The sequence below is a fragment of the Dyadobacter sp. CY345 genome, assembly GCF_021502725.1.
Classification (GTDB): Bacteria; Bacteroidota; Bacteroidia; order Cytophagales; family Spirosomataceae; genus Dyadobacter.
In genome coordinates, this window is record NZ_JAKFFS010000006.1 from 94,525 (window position 1) to 109,245 (window position 14,721).

The 14,721-nt window shown below is 41.6% G+C and carries 10 protein-coding genes; 7 read left to right on the forward strand and 3 right to left on the reverse strand.

Going from position 1 to position 14,721, the window contains the following annotated elements; translation table 11 throughout:
- Positions 1–93 precede the first annotated feature (93 nt).
- The 3 genes from L0657_RS23640 (at position 94) to L0657_RS23650 (ending at position 6,441) form a co-directional block, all read left to right on the forward strand.
- A complete protein-coding gene (locus tag L0657_RS23640) occupies positions 94–1,287 on the forward strand; it encodes a FecR family protein (protein WP_235153243.1) in 1,194 nt (397 codons plus the stop codon).
- A 216-nt stretch (positions 1,288–1,503) separates the two neighbouring features.
- Positions 1,504–4,929, forward strand: coding sequence for a TonB-dependent receptor (locus tag L0657_RS23645; protein WP_235153244.1), 3,426 nt, complete (start codon positions 1,504–1,506; stop codon positions 4,927–4,929).
- Between the two features lie 27 nt (positions 4,930–4,956).
- Positions 4,957–6,441, forward strand: coding sequence for a RagB/SusD family nutrient uptake outer membrane protein (locus tag L0657_RS23650; RefSeq protein ID WP_235153245.1), 1,485 nt, complete (start codon positions 4,957–4,959; stop codon positions 6,439–6,441).
- A gap of 72 nt (positions 6,442–6,513) precedes the next feature.
- On the opposite strand, the gene L0657_RS23655 is transcribed toward L0657_RS23650, so the two are convergent.
- Complete coding sequence (locus tag L0657_RS23655; RefSeq protein ID WP_235153246.1) at positions 6,514–8,670, reverse strand: GH92 family glycosyl hydrolase; 2,157 nt, start codon at positions 8,668–8,670, stop codon at positions 6,514–6,516.
- A 330-nt stretch (positions 8,671–9,000) separates the two neighbouring features.
- Between L0657_RS23655 and L0657_RS23660 the strand changes: the two genes are divergently transcribed.
- The gene (locus tag L0657_RS23660) at positions 9,001–10,416 is read left to right on the forward strand and encodes a glycoside hydrolase family 125 protein (RefSeq protein WP_235153247.1); all 1,416 of its coding nucleotides are present in this window, start codon (positions 9,001–9,003) and stop codon (positions 10,414–10,416) included.
- Positions 10,417–10,499: 83 nt separating this feature from the next.
- On the opposite strand, the gene L0657_RS23665 is transcribed toward L0657_RS23660, so the two are convergent.
- Positions 10,500–11,255: an MBL fold metallo-hydrolase gene (locus tag L0657_RS23665; protein WP_235153248.1), complete on the reverse strand. Its 756-nt coding sequence runs from the start codon at positions 11,253–11,255 to the stop codon at positions 10,500–10,502.
- 197 nt (positions 11,256–11,452) lie between these two features.
- Here L0657_RS23665 and L0657_RS23670 point away from each other — a divergent pair, with 197 nt between their 5' ends.
- Complete coding sequence (locus tag L0657_RS23670) at positions 11,453–12,364, forward strand: ThuA domain-containing protein (RefSeq protein WP_235153249.1); 912 nt, start codon at positions 11,453–11,455, stop codon at positions 12,362–12,364.
- Between the two features lie 268 nt (positions 12,365–12,632).
- On the opposite strand, the gene L0657_RS23675 is transcribed toward L0657_RS23670, so the two are convergent.
- A complete protein-coding gene (locus L0657_RS23675) occupies positions 12,633–12,971 on the reverse strand; it encodes a helix-turn-helix domain-containing protein (RefSeq protein WP_235153250.1) in 339 nt (112 codons plus the stop codon).
- A 119-nt stretch (positions 12,972–13,090) separates the two neighbouring features.
- On the opposite strand from L0657_RS23675, the gene L0657_RS23680 reads away from it, so the two are divergent.
- Positions 13,091–13,501 carry a DoxX family protein gene (locus L0657_RS23680; protein ID WP_235153251.1) on the forward strand — a complete coding sequence of 137 codons (411 nt, stop codon included), beginning with the start codon at positions 13,091–13,093 and terminating at the stop codon, positions 13,499–13,501.
- A gap of 243 nt (positions 13,502–13,744) precedes the next feature.
- A complete protein-coding gene (locus tag L0657_RS23685) occupies positions 13,745–14,707 on the forward strand; it encodes a response regulator (RefSeq protein WP_235153252.1) in 963 nt (320 codons plus the stop codon).
- The last annotated feature ends 14 nt before the right edge of the window (positions 14,708–14,721 follow it).

Genomic DNA, 14,721 nt, shown 5'->3' on the forward strand with positions numbered 1-14,721 from the left:
AAATAATTACATTTCAATACCCCCTTTTTTAACAATTTTTCTGTCTTAGATACAAACGAAAGAATTATACTATCCGGAAATGATTGTTATGTTATGAATGAATTTTCTACCCGACTGGCTTATCTTTTTTACCGGTATTATTCCGGCGAGGCTACTGCCGATGAAACCGCGGAATTGATGTCGCTTGCAAGAGCGGCAAAAAACGATCCGGAAATGGCTGCGTTGCTTGAAGAGTTTTGGGAAAAATCAGATCATAACGAATCCTTTTTTTCGAAAGAAGAAAGTGATAAAATATTTAACTCGATTGTCAGATCGGACGCAATTGTGGATCAGGATATTGACCCTCCGGTTCTGAACACTTTTTACTGGTGGCGTTACGCGGCTGCGGCAATTATAGTACTTTTTGGATTTGGTACTTTTTACAAATTTCAATCAAAATCTACCAAACCATCCGTGGCAAATGTCAAGCCACCGGTAACCGATTTTGCGCCTGGTGGTAACCGCGCCTTACTTACTCTTGCGGACGGCTCGACCATCGTCCTGGACAGTGCGGCAAATGGAGTCCTGGCTAAACAAGGCAGTACAGAAGTCCGTAAGAAAGAAAATGGCCAGCTGGTCTACAATGCTTCAAATCCAGATAACGTTCAGCCTCTCAACCAGATGAACATGCTTTCGACACCGAAAGGCGGGCAGTATGAAATTGTTTTGCCTGATGGAAGTAAGGTTTGGCTTAATTCTTCCTCGTCTATCAAATTCCCGGCTATCTTTTCGAAGAATGAAAGGAAGGTTGAAGTTACCGGCGAAGTATATTTCGAAGTGGTTAAAGATAAAACAAGGCCTTTCAAGGTCTCTTTTCTGGAAAACGAAATTGAAGTATTGGGTACGAGTTTCAATGTAATGGCATACACGGATGAAGTTTCCTCTAAAACAACACTCGTCGAAGGATCTGTTTCATTAAAAAATAATCGAAGCCAGACGCGTTTAAATCCTGGCCAGCAAGCATCTGTTGAGACTTCCGGTAAAATAAGCAGAAAAGAAGTAGATGTTGACGAGGCCATTGCATGGAAAAAAGGCCAGTTCTATTTCCGAGATGCTAGTATCGAAGAAGTAATGAAAAAAGCAGCCCGCTGGTATGACATCGACATTGAATATCAGGGCAAAATTCCCGTACGACAATTTACCGGAAAGGTTTCCATGGATGTAAATATTTCTGAATTGCTGCACATGCTCAAATACGCTGGAGTGAATTGTAAAATTGAAAATAAAAAAATAATCATCTCTTCCTGAACCTTTAATCGTATATAGAACTACGTTAAAATTTTATTCTAAATTCCTTAACCGCCGGACTATGAAATTCACTTCAAAACCACCAACATGACTACACTGGGTTTGAAAATAAAACAGGGAAAATGCTGCGAACATTTCCCCTGAATAAACTCAGGCTCAACAACCAAAAGCGCTATTCAGAGAGCAATTATTATTTTACCTAAATCTTACAAATATATGAAAATAAAATTTTTACTCCGGCGTGGCAAATCTTACCGGTTGGCCATACCAGCTAAACTATTATTGACAATGAAACTGGTAACGTTACTGCTCATGGCAACGTTGTCGCAAGTGACTGCAATCGGGTATAGTCAGAAAATTTCACTGGATAAAAGAAATGTTTCAGTAGAAGCAGCCTTTAAAGCCATCGAGAGCCAAACCGATTATCTTTTCTTGTACGATAAATTAGATTTGCCAACTTCCAGCCTTGTTTCTGTGCGCATCAAAGATGCAACGATCGACCAGACTTTGAATCAGCTTTTTAAAGATTTACCTCTTTCTTACAAAATTTTCAAGAAGAATATTGTAATCAAGAAAGAAGTAAAAACGAAGGAAGAATCGGTCATCACGCCAGCAGAAAAACCTTCTTTCCTGCAAGCATTGTCAGGAAAAGTAATTGATGAAAAAGGTGAAGGTTTGCCTGGTGTTAATATTGTCATCAAAGGAACATCCAAAGGTGCAACATCGAACACATCCGGAGAATATCAAATTGACATTACTGATAAAGGTACCATCCTGGTGTTTTCATTTGTGGGTTATCTGACTCAGGAACTGGAAGTTGGGAGCAGAACAACGCTGGATGTTACACTTAAAGTTGATGACAAAGCATTGGAAGAAGTGGTAGTTGTCGGATACGGAACACAGAGAAAAAGTGATCTGACAGGTGCTATATCATCGATCAAAGCAGAAGACTTAAAAAAATTGCCGACAACTTCTTTTGATCAGGCGATCCAGGGACGCGCTGCCGGAGTTCAGGTTACGCAGGCATCTTCTGCGCCTGGCGGACGGGTTTCGATCAGGATCCGTGGTGGAAATTCTTTGAGCAGCGGAAATGAACCACTTTATGTAATTGACGGATACCCGATTACGGCCGGAGGAACTGCCGGAGGAAACGGAGCCGGGCAAAATCCGCTGGCTTCGATCAATCCGAGTGATATCGCTTCGATGGAGATTCTAAAAGATGCTTCGGCCACTGCTATTTACGGCTCACGTGGAGCAAATGGAGTGGTATTGGTAACGACAAAACGCGGAAAAGCCGGAAAAACTTCGGTGACTTATGACGGCTATTATGGTGTCCAGAAAGTAATTAAAAAACTGGACATGATGAACGCCAGAGAGTTTGCAACGCTTGTAAATGAAGCACGGGTAAACGATGGTGTTGCTACGCCTGTTTTCCCAAACCCTGCCGACCTTTACAATTTTCCTGATCCGGCGACAATGGGCGAAGGTGTTGATTATCAAGATGAAATATTCCGTTCGGCGGCAATTCAAAACCACACGATTAATATTTCCGGTGGTAATGACAATACCAAAATTGCTGTATCGGGAAGTTACTTTGATCAGAAAGGCGTACTGATCGGTTCCGATTTCAAACGGGCTTCGATCCGGGCCAATATTGATACCAAGCTGAGCAAAAATATCATGTTCAGCACAAACCTTACAGGAAGCAAAGTATGGGGAAATAACGGACGTTCGGAAGGCGATGGCGGAGGAAATGCAAACACAGTTAACGCTGCTTTGATCATGCCTCCGACAGTGCCCATATTCCAGAAAGACGGGACGTATACCAGGCTAAACCCGACACCGGGAGGATCGACGGTACATAATCCAGTTCCGATTGTTTTGTTTAACAAGGACTTCCAGAATGTTGACCGGTTGATGGGAACGATGGCATTTACCTGGAATATCATCAGCGATCTTTCTCTTAGAGTTTCAGTAGGTACTGATATGTCCAACGCCAACCGCGAAACTTATGAACCCCGTGAAACTGTTAACGGCTACAACGCAAACGGCAGAGCTGGTCAGGCTAACCGCCGTTCTATGTCCTATTTGAACGAAAATATTCTTACTTACAACAAGGAAATAAACAAACATTTATTCAATGTTGTAGCGGGATACACGCGCCAGATGGATCGTGATCAGCAGTTCAGTGCTTCTTCAAGCAACTTCTTGACCGATTTATATGGAGCCGATAAACTTGATGCCGGTGCTGTATTTACAAGTCCAGTTTCCTGGAAAAATCAAAGTCAGCTGGTTTCTTATCTTGGACGAATCAACTATACCTACAACAACAAATATCTGCTTTCGTTGACAGGTCGTTCGGATGGAAGCTCGAAATTTGGGGCAAATAACAAATGGGCGTTTTTCCCCTCCGTTGCTGTCGGTTATAAATTGTCGGAAGAATCTTTCATTCAATCCATTGATGCGATCAGCAATTTAAAAGTCCGTGCGAGTTATGGAAAAACAGGTAACCAGAACATCTCAAACTATCAGTCGCTAGCACGTTTAGGTGTTTACAATTATGACCTGAGCGGCGCGCTGGTTTCAGGTCTGGCACCGAATAACATCGCCAATCCGGATCTTCGCTGGGAAACAACCGCAACGACAGATATTGGGATAGACCTTGATCTTTTTGGTAATCGCCTGAATTTTGTTGCTGATTATTATTACAAGAAAACGACGGATCTACTTTGGAATGTTAGTGTTCCGCAGACTTCAGGTTTCGGTTCAATTTTCAGAAATATTGGAAGTCTTCAGAACAAAGGCCTTGAACTGAGCATCGGCGGAGAAATTTTTGTGAAAGATTTCAAATGGAGCTCGAATGCAAACTGGTCTATGAACCGTAACAAAGTGCTTGATATTCCAGGTTACACTCCATCCACACAAAGTGAAATCTCAGGCCATTTAAAAATTAACGGAAGCTGGCTTGAACCGGGTTTACCTGTTGGTGTTTGGAATTTGCTTCAATACGATGGTGTTTTCCAAAACCAGGAGCAATTTGACGCAGGGCCTCGTTCTGCTGCAAATGACAAACTTGGAGATGCTCGTTTCATTGATAAAAATGGAAATGGCTCGATTAATCTGGCTGAAGACCGCATGATCGTTGGTGATCCAAATCCTGATTTTATCTACGGCTGGTCAAATAATTTTTCCTACAAAGGATTTGATTTATCCGTTTACATGCAGGGAACTTTTGGAAATGACATTTTGAATGTGCAGCGTGCCGAAAGCAATGTCTCCGGACCTTGGGGAAACCAGAGGAAAGAAATAGTAGACCGCTGGACGCCGACGAATACAACATCTAATATTCCCCGTGCGCGCGTTACTGTCAATCCACTTCTGTTGCAGTCTTCGTGGCTTATTGAAGACGGATCTTTTCTACGGGTAAAAACGGCTTCTCTCGGGTATACGTTCAAACCAACCAAAGGCATAAGTTCTTGCCGGGTTTACGTGACAGGACAGAATTTGCTGACGTTCACAAAATACTCGGGATTTGACCCGGAAGTAAATTCGCCAGGTAACAGTAATCTTCAATTGGGCGTAGATTACAACGCTTATCCTGCCGCGCGGACTTTCCTTGTTGGTGTTAATGTAGGCTTTTGATCAGATATAAATCGATTTTAAAATATTATGATGAAAACGAATTTCAAATTATGGATATCTTCGGCACTCTTCGTGACGAGCCTATTCGGATGTCACGAGACTTTTCTGGAAGAGAAAGTTTATGATACGCTTACGCCTCTTAATTTTTACAAATCGGAGGCTGATATGCAGGCGGCAGTGATTTCTGTTTACAATGCCATGCACTCGAATGATTGCTGGGGAAGGCAGGTTTGGCTCGCAGCTGAATATCCTGGCGAATCGTCCTGGCCGAACAATTCCGGTGAAGCCTGGAGATCAGAATTGGACCAGTATACATGGACACCAAGCTCTACTGGGTTTAAAACAATTTGGAGCGGTTTGTACAGAATGGTCAATCGCGCTAACACCGTGATGCAATATGCCGACGGAATAACTTATACTACACCAGCAAACAAGGATCAGATTTTAGCAGAAACCAGATTTCTTCGCGGCCTCGCCTATCTGACACTTGTCCGCTTTTTTGATCATGTACCTTACGTCACGGTTGAAAATGCGACGGATCTGTATCCTACCAATGCCAACACGGATGACCAGGTTTGGGATTTGATCATTGAGGATTTTAAATACGCGCTTTCGGTACTGCCACCCGTTCAAACGGGAAGAAATATTGGCCGGGCAACTTCCGGAGCTGCACAAACGATGCTTGCCAAAGCGTATCTGACAAGAGCAGGTAAGCCCTGGAATAAAGCTGAATTCTGGCCTCTGGCGGCTGATGAAGCCAACAAAATCATCAATAACGCTGCATACGGCTACGGCTTGCACGCCAATTACTCAGATGTATTTTCCTTGGCAAATGAACATGGGAAGGAATATATTTTCAGCATGGAACTTGAAAGCGGCATCGGTTTAGGTAAAGATTTACCAACCTTCACAGGTATTCGCAGTGGCAATCAGTTGAAACTGGATGGCTGGTCCTCTTTGGTCGCCGAAACTAAATTTTTTGATTCCATGAGTCCGCAGGATAAAAGAAGAAACAAAACATTTGTGGTTTCATACACGGATGTCAGAGGGAATGGAACCGTTTATGAATATCCAAAAACCATTACCTTACCCCATTTCAATAAACTGATTAATCCTGATGATAACAAAGCGACAGGTACCGGTGACTATGCTACCAACTTGCCGATCACGCGTTATTCAGACGTATTGCTAATGCACTCAGAAGCAGAAAATGAGGCAAAAGGACCAAGCGCAGAAGCTGTAAAAGGTATAAATCTGGTAAGACAACGCGCCGGACTGGAAGCTTTGAACCCTGGTTCAATGACGAAAGAATCACTTCGTGATGCAATAATTCAGGAAAGATCGTGGGAGCTTTGTGAAGAAGGTCATGCGTATTTCGACTTGAAACGCCAGAACGCGATCATCAAGCGGATTACTAACTTTAAGCCAACTGAAAAAAGTTATGCTTTCCCAGTTCCACAGGACGAATTGGATGTAAATCCGAATTTGCAGCAACATCCTGCATATAAATAACACGATTAGTGGAACACAAAAAGCGGTTAATGAGCCAAATCATTAACCGCTTTTTGTTTTTATTTTAAACTTCTATTTTGTCAGAATTTCAACTTCTCCTCCGTTTTTGAACAAGTTATGCGAAATGAAATATCCTTTACTTTCTTTTCCGTTCACCTTAATTGAAGTTATTCTCCGCCCCTTTCCAGGCTTGCTGATCTTTATCATTTTGCCATTACTGGTTCGCCAGTTCACCTCGTCAAAAAGCGGAGCAGTTACTAGATATTCGGCGTCAGTGGCAGAAAATGGATATAAACCCAAAGCGCTGAAAACGTACCAGGCTGACATTTCACCCGCATCGTCCATACCGCAAAGTGCCAATCCTTCATCACCGATACCATATAAATTGTTTAAAATATTATCCAGGATTTTTTGAGATTTTTCCGGTTTTCCAATAAAGTGATATGCGAAGGGTGCCTCATGGTCAGGCTGATTTCCATGACAATACTGACCGATCATCGTTTCCACATTTCTGGCAATATAATCAGGATTCCAGGGCATAGTAAACAAGGAATCGAGCTTTGATTCAAACCCTTTTTCACCGCCGTAAAGTACAATCAGCCCTTTCATATCATGCGGTGCAAAAAAGGAAACCTGCCACGCATTTGCTTCCCGGTACATGTACTCATAATATGGAAACTGCGGATTGAACGGTTTTATCCAATCGCCATTTTCCAATTTGCCTCTCATAAATCGCGTCTCCGGATCAAACATGTTTTTATAATTTTTCGATCTAGCCATTAAAATCCGGTAGTTTGCCGTGTCGCCAAGACCTTTTGCCAGCTGCGCAACTGAATAATCGTCGTAAGCATATTCCAATGTTTTTGAGACGCCGGCTTTCGCTTTAGTTTCTACTTCCGGATTGGGAATATCTGGATCAGAGATGTAGCCTTTTTCAATGTATTCCTTAATATGAGGTCTGGCTCCTTTCTCAAAATTCGCATTTTTTAAAAGGATTTGATAGGTTCCTTTAACGTCAAAATCCGTGATTCCGCGCAGGTATGCGCCTGTAATGGAAGAAGCGCCATGGTCGCCATGAAAAAATGTCGGGATAAAGCCTGTTTTGTCTCCGACATCTTTCATTGATTTAATTACATTCAGCGTAACCTCTGGTGAAATCAGCCCCAGCAATACATCCTTATTTCGGTACGTATCCCACAAAGATGGCTCCGTGTAATATTTGAAGTCTGCTTTGACAACATTTTTCTTTGCATCCGTAAATTCTCCGTTCACGTCGCTGCGCAAAGCCGGCCACAAAAATGACCTGTATAAGCAGGAATAAAGCATTTGTTTTTGCTTCTCTGTTCCACCTTTCACCTGAACCGAAGATAACAGGTTCTCCCATTTCTGAGTTGCCTCACTGCGTATCAATTCAAAAGTTTTTTCCCCAATTTCCTGTTCAAGATTTTGTTTAGCATTTTCTGCACTGACGAAAGATAAACCTATTTTAAGCTCGATCGGAGCTGAACTGCCATCCTTTAAATGTACAATTGCAAAGCCGGTTTTGGCTCCCTCTTCTTTTTCTTCAAGCCTTTCAATATCAGTATTTATCATTGCATAAAAAAAGATTTTCTCGCCAGTCTGCTGATATCCCTTTATGACGTTTTTCCCGAGCTGCTCAATTTTCCAGTCCGACACTTTATTGTTAGCGCGGGCAAGGTCGAAAAGGATCTGCCGGGATTTGCTGTCTTTGTATTCATACTTATGAAAACCTGACCGAAGCGTAGAAGTCAGACTGACATTAACCTGATAATCGTCCAGATATACCTGGTAAAAACCCGGGGCCGAGCTTTCTTTATTGTGTGAAAAACGTGAACCGAATTTTTCACCAGGTTTAGAAAGAGGCAAAATTGGAATATTACAAAGATTCCAGTGTCCCTTGTTGGTATGCGTAAAACCCAGAATAAGTGAATCTTCATATTCGTATCCGGCACCGGACCCATATTCTGTCATGGGACTTAATTGTACCATCGCGTTCGGCAACGAAGATCCCGGAAAGGTTAAACCCGCCCAGGAACGCCAGCCGCTTGGCAACTTATAACCAAGAATTTTCGGATCTGTAAGCGGTGCAGTACCAATAAATGTGTTTACGTAATTGGTATAAACAGCTTGTTTCTGCGCCCGGCCCAGCAAAAATGACACGAGGAATAAAAAAAATGTTAAAGCAAAATATCTTGTTTGAGTAATCATTATTATGAGTTTGATTTTAATTTCTGTGCTTGCAAACAGTGCTTTTTAAAGCAGTTCAATTATTACTTTTCATAAAGCCGGTTTATCGTAAGTTCTATTCTAAAATATTGATTTCAATTCAATGTCTTCGATACCCAATTTGTTGATTTTGTTCTGTGAAAGCTGCTGGATGGTAGCAGGGAAAGGACATGTGTTCTTCAATGAACCAGTAAGCAGGCACTGGCTAAAGGATGACTTTTACGACAAAAATTACCGAATTTTGTCAAAAATGACTTTGAATTAAATACCTTCGGGTAATTATTTTTCTATTCCTTTAATAAATTCATTTTAATGAAAAGAAGCGTATTTTTAAAGAACTCTGCGCTGTTAGGTACCGGGCTTCTGCTGACTAAATTTCCTTCGTTCGCCAGTGCCGATTATCCGACTGTCAGAGTTCCTGCTGATCAGCGCAAATTCAGCAGCAAGATTATTGAAGATTCAATCGCTGAGTTTAAATCAGCTGTAAAAGATAAGGAGTTGGGTTGGCTGTTTGAAAACTGTTTCCCTAATACACTTGATACCACTGTGACGCACAAAATGGAAGGCTCAAAACCAGACACGTATGTGATCACCGGCGATATCGACGCGATGTGGCTTCGCGACAGCAGTGCTCAGGTATGGCCTTATCTGCATTTTATCAAAAAAGACAAATCACTACAAAATCTTATTGCCGGCGTTATTAACCGACAGGCAACCTGCATCTTACGCGATCCTTATGCCAATGCGTTTTACGACAGTCCTGATAAAGTAGGCGAATGGGCTTCGGACGAAACCGACATGAAACCGGGACTGCATGAGCGAAAATGGGAAATCGATTCATTGTGTTATCCAATCCGTCTTGCTTACAGGTATTGGGAATTGACCGGAGACACGACGCCGTTTGATGCTAAATGGAAAGAAGCTGTGATGCTGACGCTCAAAACATTTAAAGAGCAGCAGCGCAAAAAAGACGATGGACCGTATCACTTTCAACGGAAAACTTCCTGGGCAACAGACGGCGTGCCGATGGCTGGTTATGGATATCCGGTTAATCCGGTAGGCCTGATTTGTTCTTCATTCCGGCCCAGCGACGATGCAACCATTTATTCGTTTCTGATTCCATCGAATTTTTTCGCGGTCGTGAGCTTGAAACAAGCAGCGAAAATGATCGAAAAAATAGCCGGTGATAAAACAGCTGCGAATGAGTTGAGAGCGTTGGCCAGTGAGGTGGAAACTGCATTGAAAAAGCATGCAGTGGTAACACATCCGGAATACGGGAAAGTTTATGCTTACGAGGTAAATGGTTATGGAAGTTATAACCTGATGGATGATGCGAATGTGCCAAGCCTGCTTGGGATGCCTTATCTCGACGCGATGCCCGTAACTGACCCTGTTTATCAAAACACACGAAAAATGCTGTTGTCCCTGAATAATCCTTTCTTTTTCAAAGGAACTGCGGGTGAGGGAATCGGTGGTCCGCATATTGGCAAAGACATGATCTGGCCGATTGCGATCACGGTTCGCGGGTTAACGAGCACGAATGACAAGGAAATCCGTGAATGTGTGACGATGCTTAAAAATAGCAACGCAGGCACCGGTTTTATGCATGAATCGTTTCATAAAAATGATGCAAAAAAATTCACCCGCTCCTGGTTTGCATGGGCCAATACACTCTTCGGAGAATTTCTATGGGAAACCTATAAAACGAAACCGCACCTTCTTGCTTAGACTGCGCGTTGTTTAATTAAAAGATTAATTCAGGAAAAATGAAAAAAATCCTCTGCCGAGCAATTCAGCAGAGGATTTTTAATTTACTTTTTGGAGTACCAATTGCGTAATCTTACGTCGATAGATTTATTTCCTTCGTTCACGGTTTTCTTAAAAGCTTCTGTGTCGCTCAGGCCATTCGCACCACGGTAGTGGTATGGATAAACGATTTTTGGTTTGAAGTCAAGAACAGCAGAGGCAGCTTCCGGCACATCCATGGTATAAGGAAGATTCATGCAGACGAAAGCGATGTCGATGTTTTTCAATGATCTCATTTCAGGAATGCCGGCAGTATCTCCACTTAGGTAAACCGTTTTTCCGCCCATTTTCAAAATATAACCGTTACCTCTTCCTTTTGTGTGTTTGGCATCGGCTGCCTCAGGCAGGTTGTACATTGGTATCGCAGTGATAGAAATATCCAATTTACTTATCGTTTGGCCATTATTGACAATCACCAATTTCTCTTTCAGTTTCTCAGACATCTTATCGGCAACGGCCTGTGGCGCAACGATGATCGCGTGAGAAATATCAAGTGCTTCCAGCGTTGCAGGGTCGAAGTGGTCGCCATGGATATCCGTTATCAAAATTAAATCCGGTGCAGCAATACCTTCAAATGTTTTTGCGCCTTCATATGGATCAGCATAGATCGTTTTTCCATTCCATGTCAAAGCAAGGGTTGCATGGTTAAGCGGCTGAATTTTTAGTGGTCCTTTCGCCGTTTTAACCTCATCAGCTGCCGGCATTTGCGCAAAGGAAACGCTGCATATCAGCAATAATAAAAGAGTGAACTTCATTTTCATATTTTAATAGATTACGTTTTTTCAAAGATAGATCGCCGACGACTATCTTCAATCCCGAACCCGGCTTTTATTTCAATGTATACTATCCAAGATTAGACATTTTCGAATTTTTCAAAGTTCTGGTCTGGTTTTTTAGCGGCATATACTTCCTGGCAGATCGACCCGACGCCTAAAACTTCATCAAACCTATCTTAATTATGGCAACGAAGTATTCATTTCTAATCGTTTGCACACTGTTCATCTCAAACAATCTTACATTTGGACAATCTGCAACGCAGACAAATTCAGAAACCGAAAGGAAGAAAATATTGTTCATCGCTGGTCCGGATAGCCACGGGAAAGGCGAACATGAATATAATGGCGGCTTAACATTTCTTGCCAGAAAATTGAAGGAAGGTATGCCGGAAATAGATACCGCAGTATATCATAACGGATGGCCGAAAGAGGAAGCGGCCTTGCAAAATGCCAGTACTATTGTGCTTTTCTGTGATGGTGCCGAAGGGCATCTTTTAATCCCGCACCTGTCCGAAGTGGAGTCACTGATGAATAAGGGAACTGGTTTTGTGGTGCTTCATTTTACTATGGAATTGCCAAAAGGAACTGACGCAGACAGATTCCGGGATCTTGTAGGCGGTTATTTTGAAACGCACTGGTCTGTAAATCCCTTTTGGACTCCCGACATAGAAAAACTGCCAAATCATCCGATAACAAACGGCGTAAAGCCCTTTGCGATAAGAGATGAATGGTACTATCACATGCGATTTGTTGAAAATGAGAAAAATATCACGCCGATTTTAAAAGTACTTCCCCCCGACTCCACTTTGACACGACCAGAAGGTTCTCACACCAATAATGCATATGTCAGGGAAGCGGTGTTGAAAAATAAAGAGTCACAAACAATTGCCTGGACATATAACCGTCCCAAAGGTGGGCGAAGTTTTGGATTTACCGGCGGACACGTTCATAACAACTGGCAGAATGACAATTTCAGAATGCTGGTTTTGAATGCAATTGTCTGGACTGCCAATGGAAAAGTACCTTCGAATGGTATTGTCACCAAAACGCCTGAATTGAAAGAGCTTGAAGTATTGACAAAACCCGGAAAATAGACTAGCTATTTTTTAATGTTTCGGAAGATTCCGCCTTTGTTTTTTCATTCAAAAATTATCCAAATACTGGCGCAAAAAACTGCTTCCATGTAAAAGGAGTCGTCGCAATGGAATTGAAAATTAATGAGCCTTAAAAAAGCTCACTAATCCTAATTACTATCTCATCTTGCATTTAATTTAAACGCAATGATTTAAAAAGTAAATCGGGATGAAATTCTCCCCAAAATACCTCAATACCTTTTTAATCTTGCCGCTTTTTTCTTGTAAATCAGACACCCATTATTTCTCGGCGATGTGACAATCCCCAGTAATGCAGTTCTTCCATCACCTTCTCCAGAGATTTCCCATGTGCAGTTATTGTATACTCAACCGTTGGCGGAAAGGTGTCATAAACTTCTCTTTTGATAAGCTTATTTCCTTCAAGGCTTTTCAGCTCTTTTGAGAGCGTTTTATCAGTTATCCCACTGACCTCTTTTGAAATCTGCTTGAAACGTTTCGGGCCGGTCGACAGCGCAAACAAAATCAAAAGTTTCCATCGGCCTTCCAGCGCTTCAAGTGCGTCTTTTATTGAAAGAGCGTTTTTAGGACAGCCACCAGTGGTCAACATTGTTTTGGAAAGTTAAGTGTTTACGATACTATCATATTGGATAGCACTATCCAAAAAGGAAGTGCTTTCTATCGGATAGCAAATGTATATAGTTTTGGCCATTCACTAAAACATAAAAAATGATGAACCAACAGACTTCCTTAAAATTAATCAATTTTGCTCTTTGGATTGCTCAGATTCTTCTGGCAGCCAGTCTTGTTTGGTCATTTTTCATGAAATTGTTCCAGCCAATTGAACAATTATCTTTGATGTGGCCCTGGGCAGGTCAGGTATCACCTGTACTGATCACGTTGACAGGAATTGTGGATCTTTGTGCTGCAGTCGGATTGATATTTCCGTCGGTCCTGCGCATTCGACCGAGATTCACACCCATTGCAGCGGTCGGAATTATTTTGCTGATGGTTTGCGCGAGTATTTTTCATATTTTAAGAGGCGAAACATCAGTAATCGGATTTAACGTCATTTTTGCTTTTATCGCTGCTTTCATCGCATGGGGAAGATTTAAGAAAATTCCCATTCCGACCAAATAATACAATTATTTCCGAATACGAAACTACCCAGATTTAGGTAAAATTTATGCTGTTAAGTTCTGTAAATCAATTAAATAATACATATTTTAACGATTCTTTCGCATACTTATTCTCTGGCCTGTTTTTAAAAGAATTATATAGTAATTTAGCTAACCATTGAACATCTTATTAACGAGTGCCGCGTAAAACTCGGCAACGACTTCAATGGTAGCTATTCGTAAAAAACTCAGCCCGATTTGAACCATGGAGCCTTCATCAAATATTTCGATAAGCTCGACATCTGACTGTAAAATTTTAATCGTTGAAGACGAGTATATTATTGCCAATGATCTTGAAATAATATTGAATGCTGCTGGGTATCCGGTTATCGGAATTGCTAAATCGGTTTCCAAGGCCAGGGCCCTGATAGACGAAGAAAGGCCGGATATGGTGTTGCTTGATATTTATCTGAAAGGAGGTGAAACTGGCATTGAGCTGGCCAAGCAACTTGAAGTAAGTAATATCCCATTTATCTACACATCAGCCAATGACAATCAAAGCGTACTGGAAGCGATAAAAGACACAAATCCAAGTGGTTATATCGTTAAGCCTTTTCGGAAAAAGGATATTCTTACCGCAATTCAAGTTGCGAGGACAGTTCATACAAGTGGCTCGAAACTAACCGATAATGAAATAAAAGTTTTACAGAATGCACTCATCGAAAACTTGTCAGGTACTGAAAACTGGAACGATCGTATATTAACATCGGCCAGGTTGATTCAGAAATATGTACCGTTCGACCTTCTTACAATACGCTCCCATACCCCGACAGACGCAAATATTTTCAATTACCATCGTGTCGGTTTTGATGATTATCAGATTTTGAGCGTTCAGGCTGTTCAGAAAAAGTCAAGTTCTCCTATGGGTTTGGAAATGATTACGTCAGCAGCCCGTCCGCCAGAAGGTTTATCTCTTTATTCACAAAAATCACTTGACGAACTTTGCCAAAGCGATAAATATATTGAACTACTTGTAAAGACCTTCAAATTAAATTCAGCATTGATGATGTCGTTTAAATCCTCAGATACAGAGCTGCTCTCAATAAGTTTTTTAAGTCGAAAGCAGGAAATTTATAAACCATATCATCAACAATTACTCGAAAATATCAGAAGTGCGTTACGCTCAATGGCTGAACGGATTATGTCTCAGCAGGCCCTATTTCAATAAAATTAAGATTAATT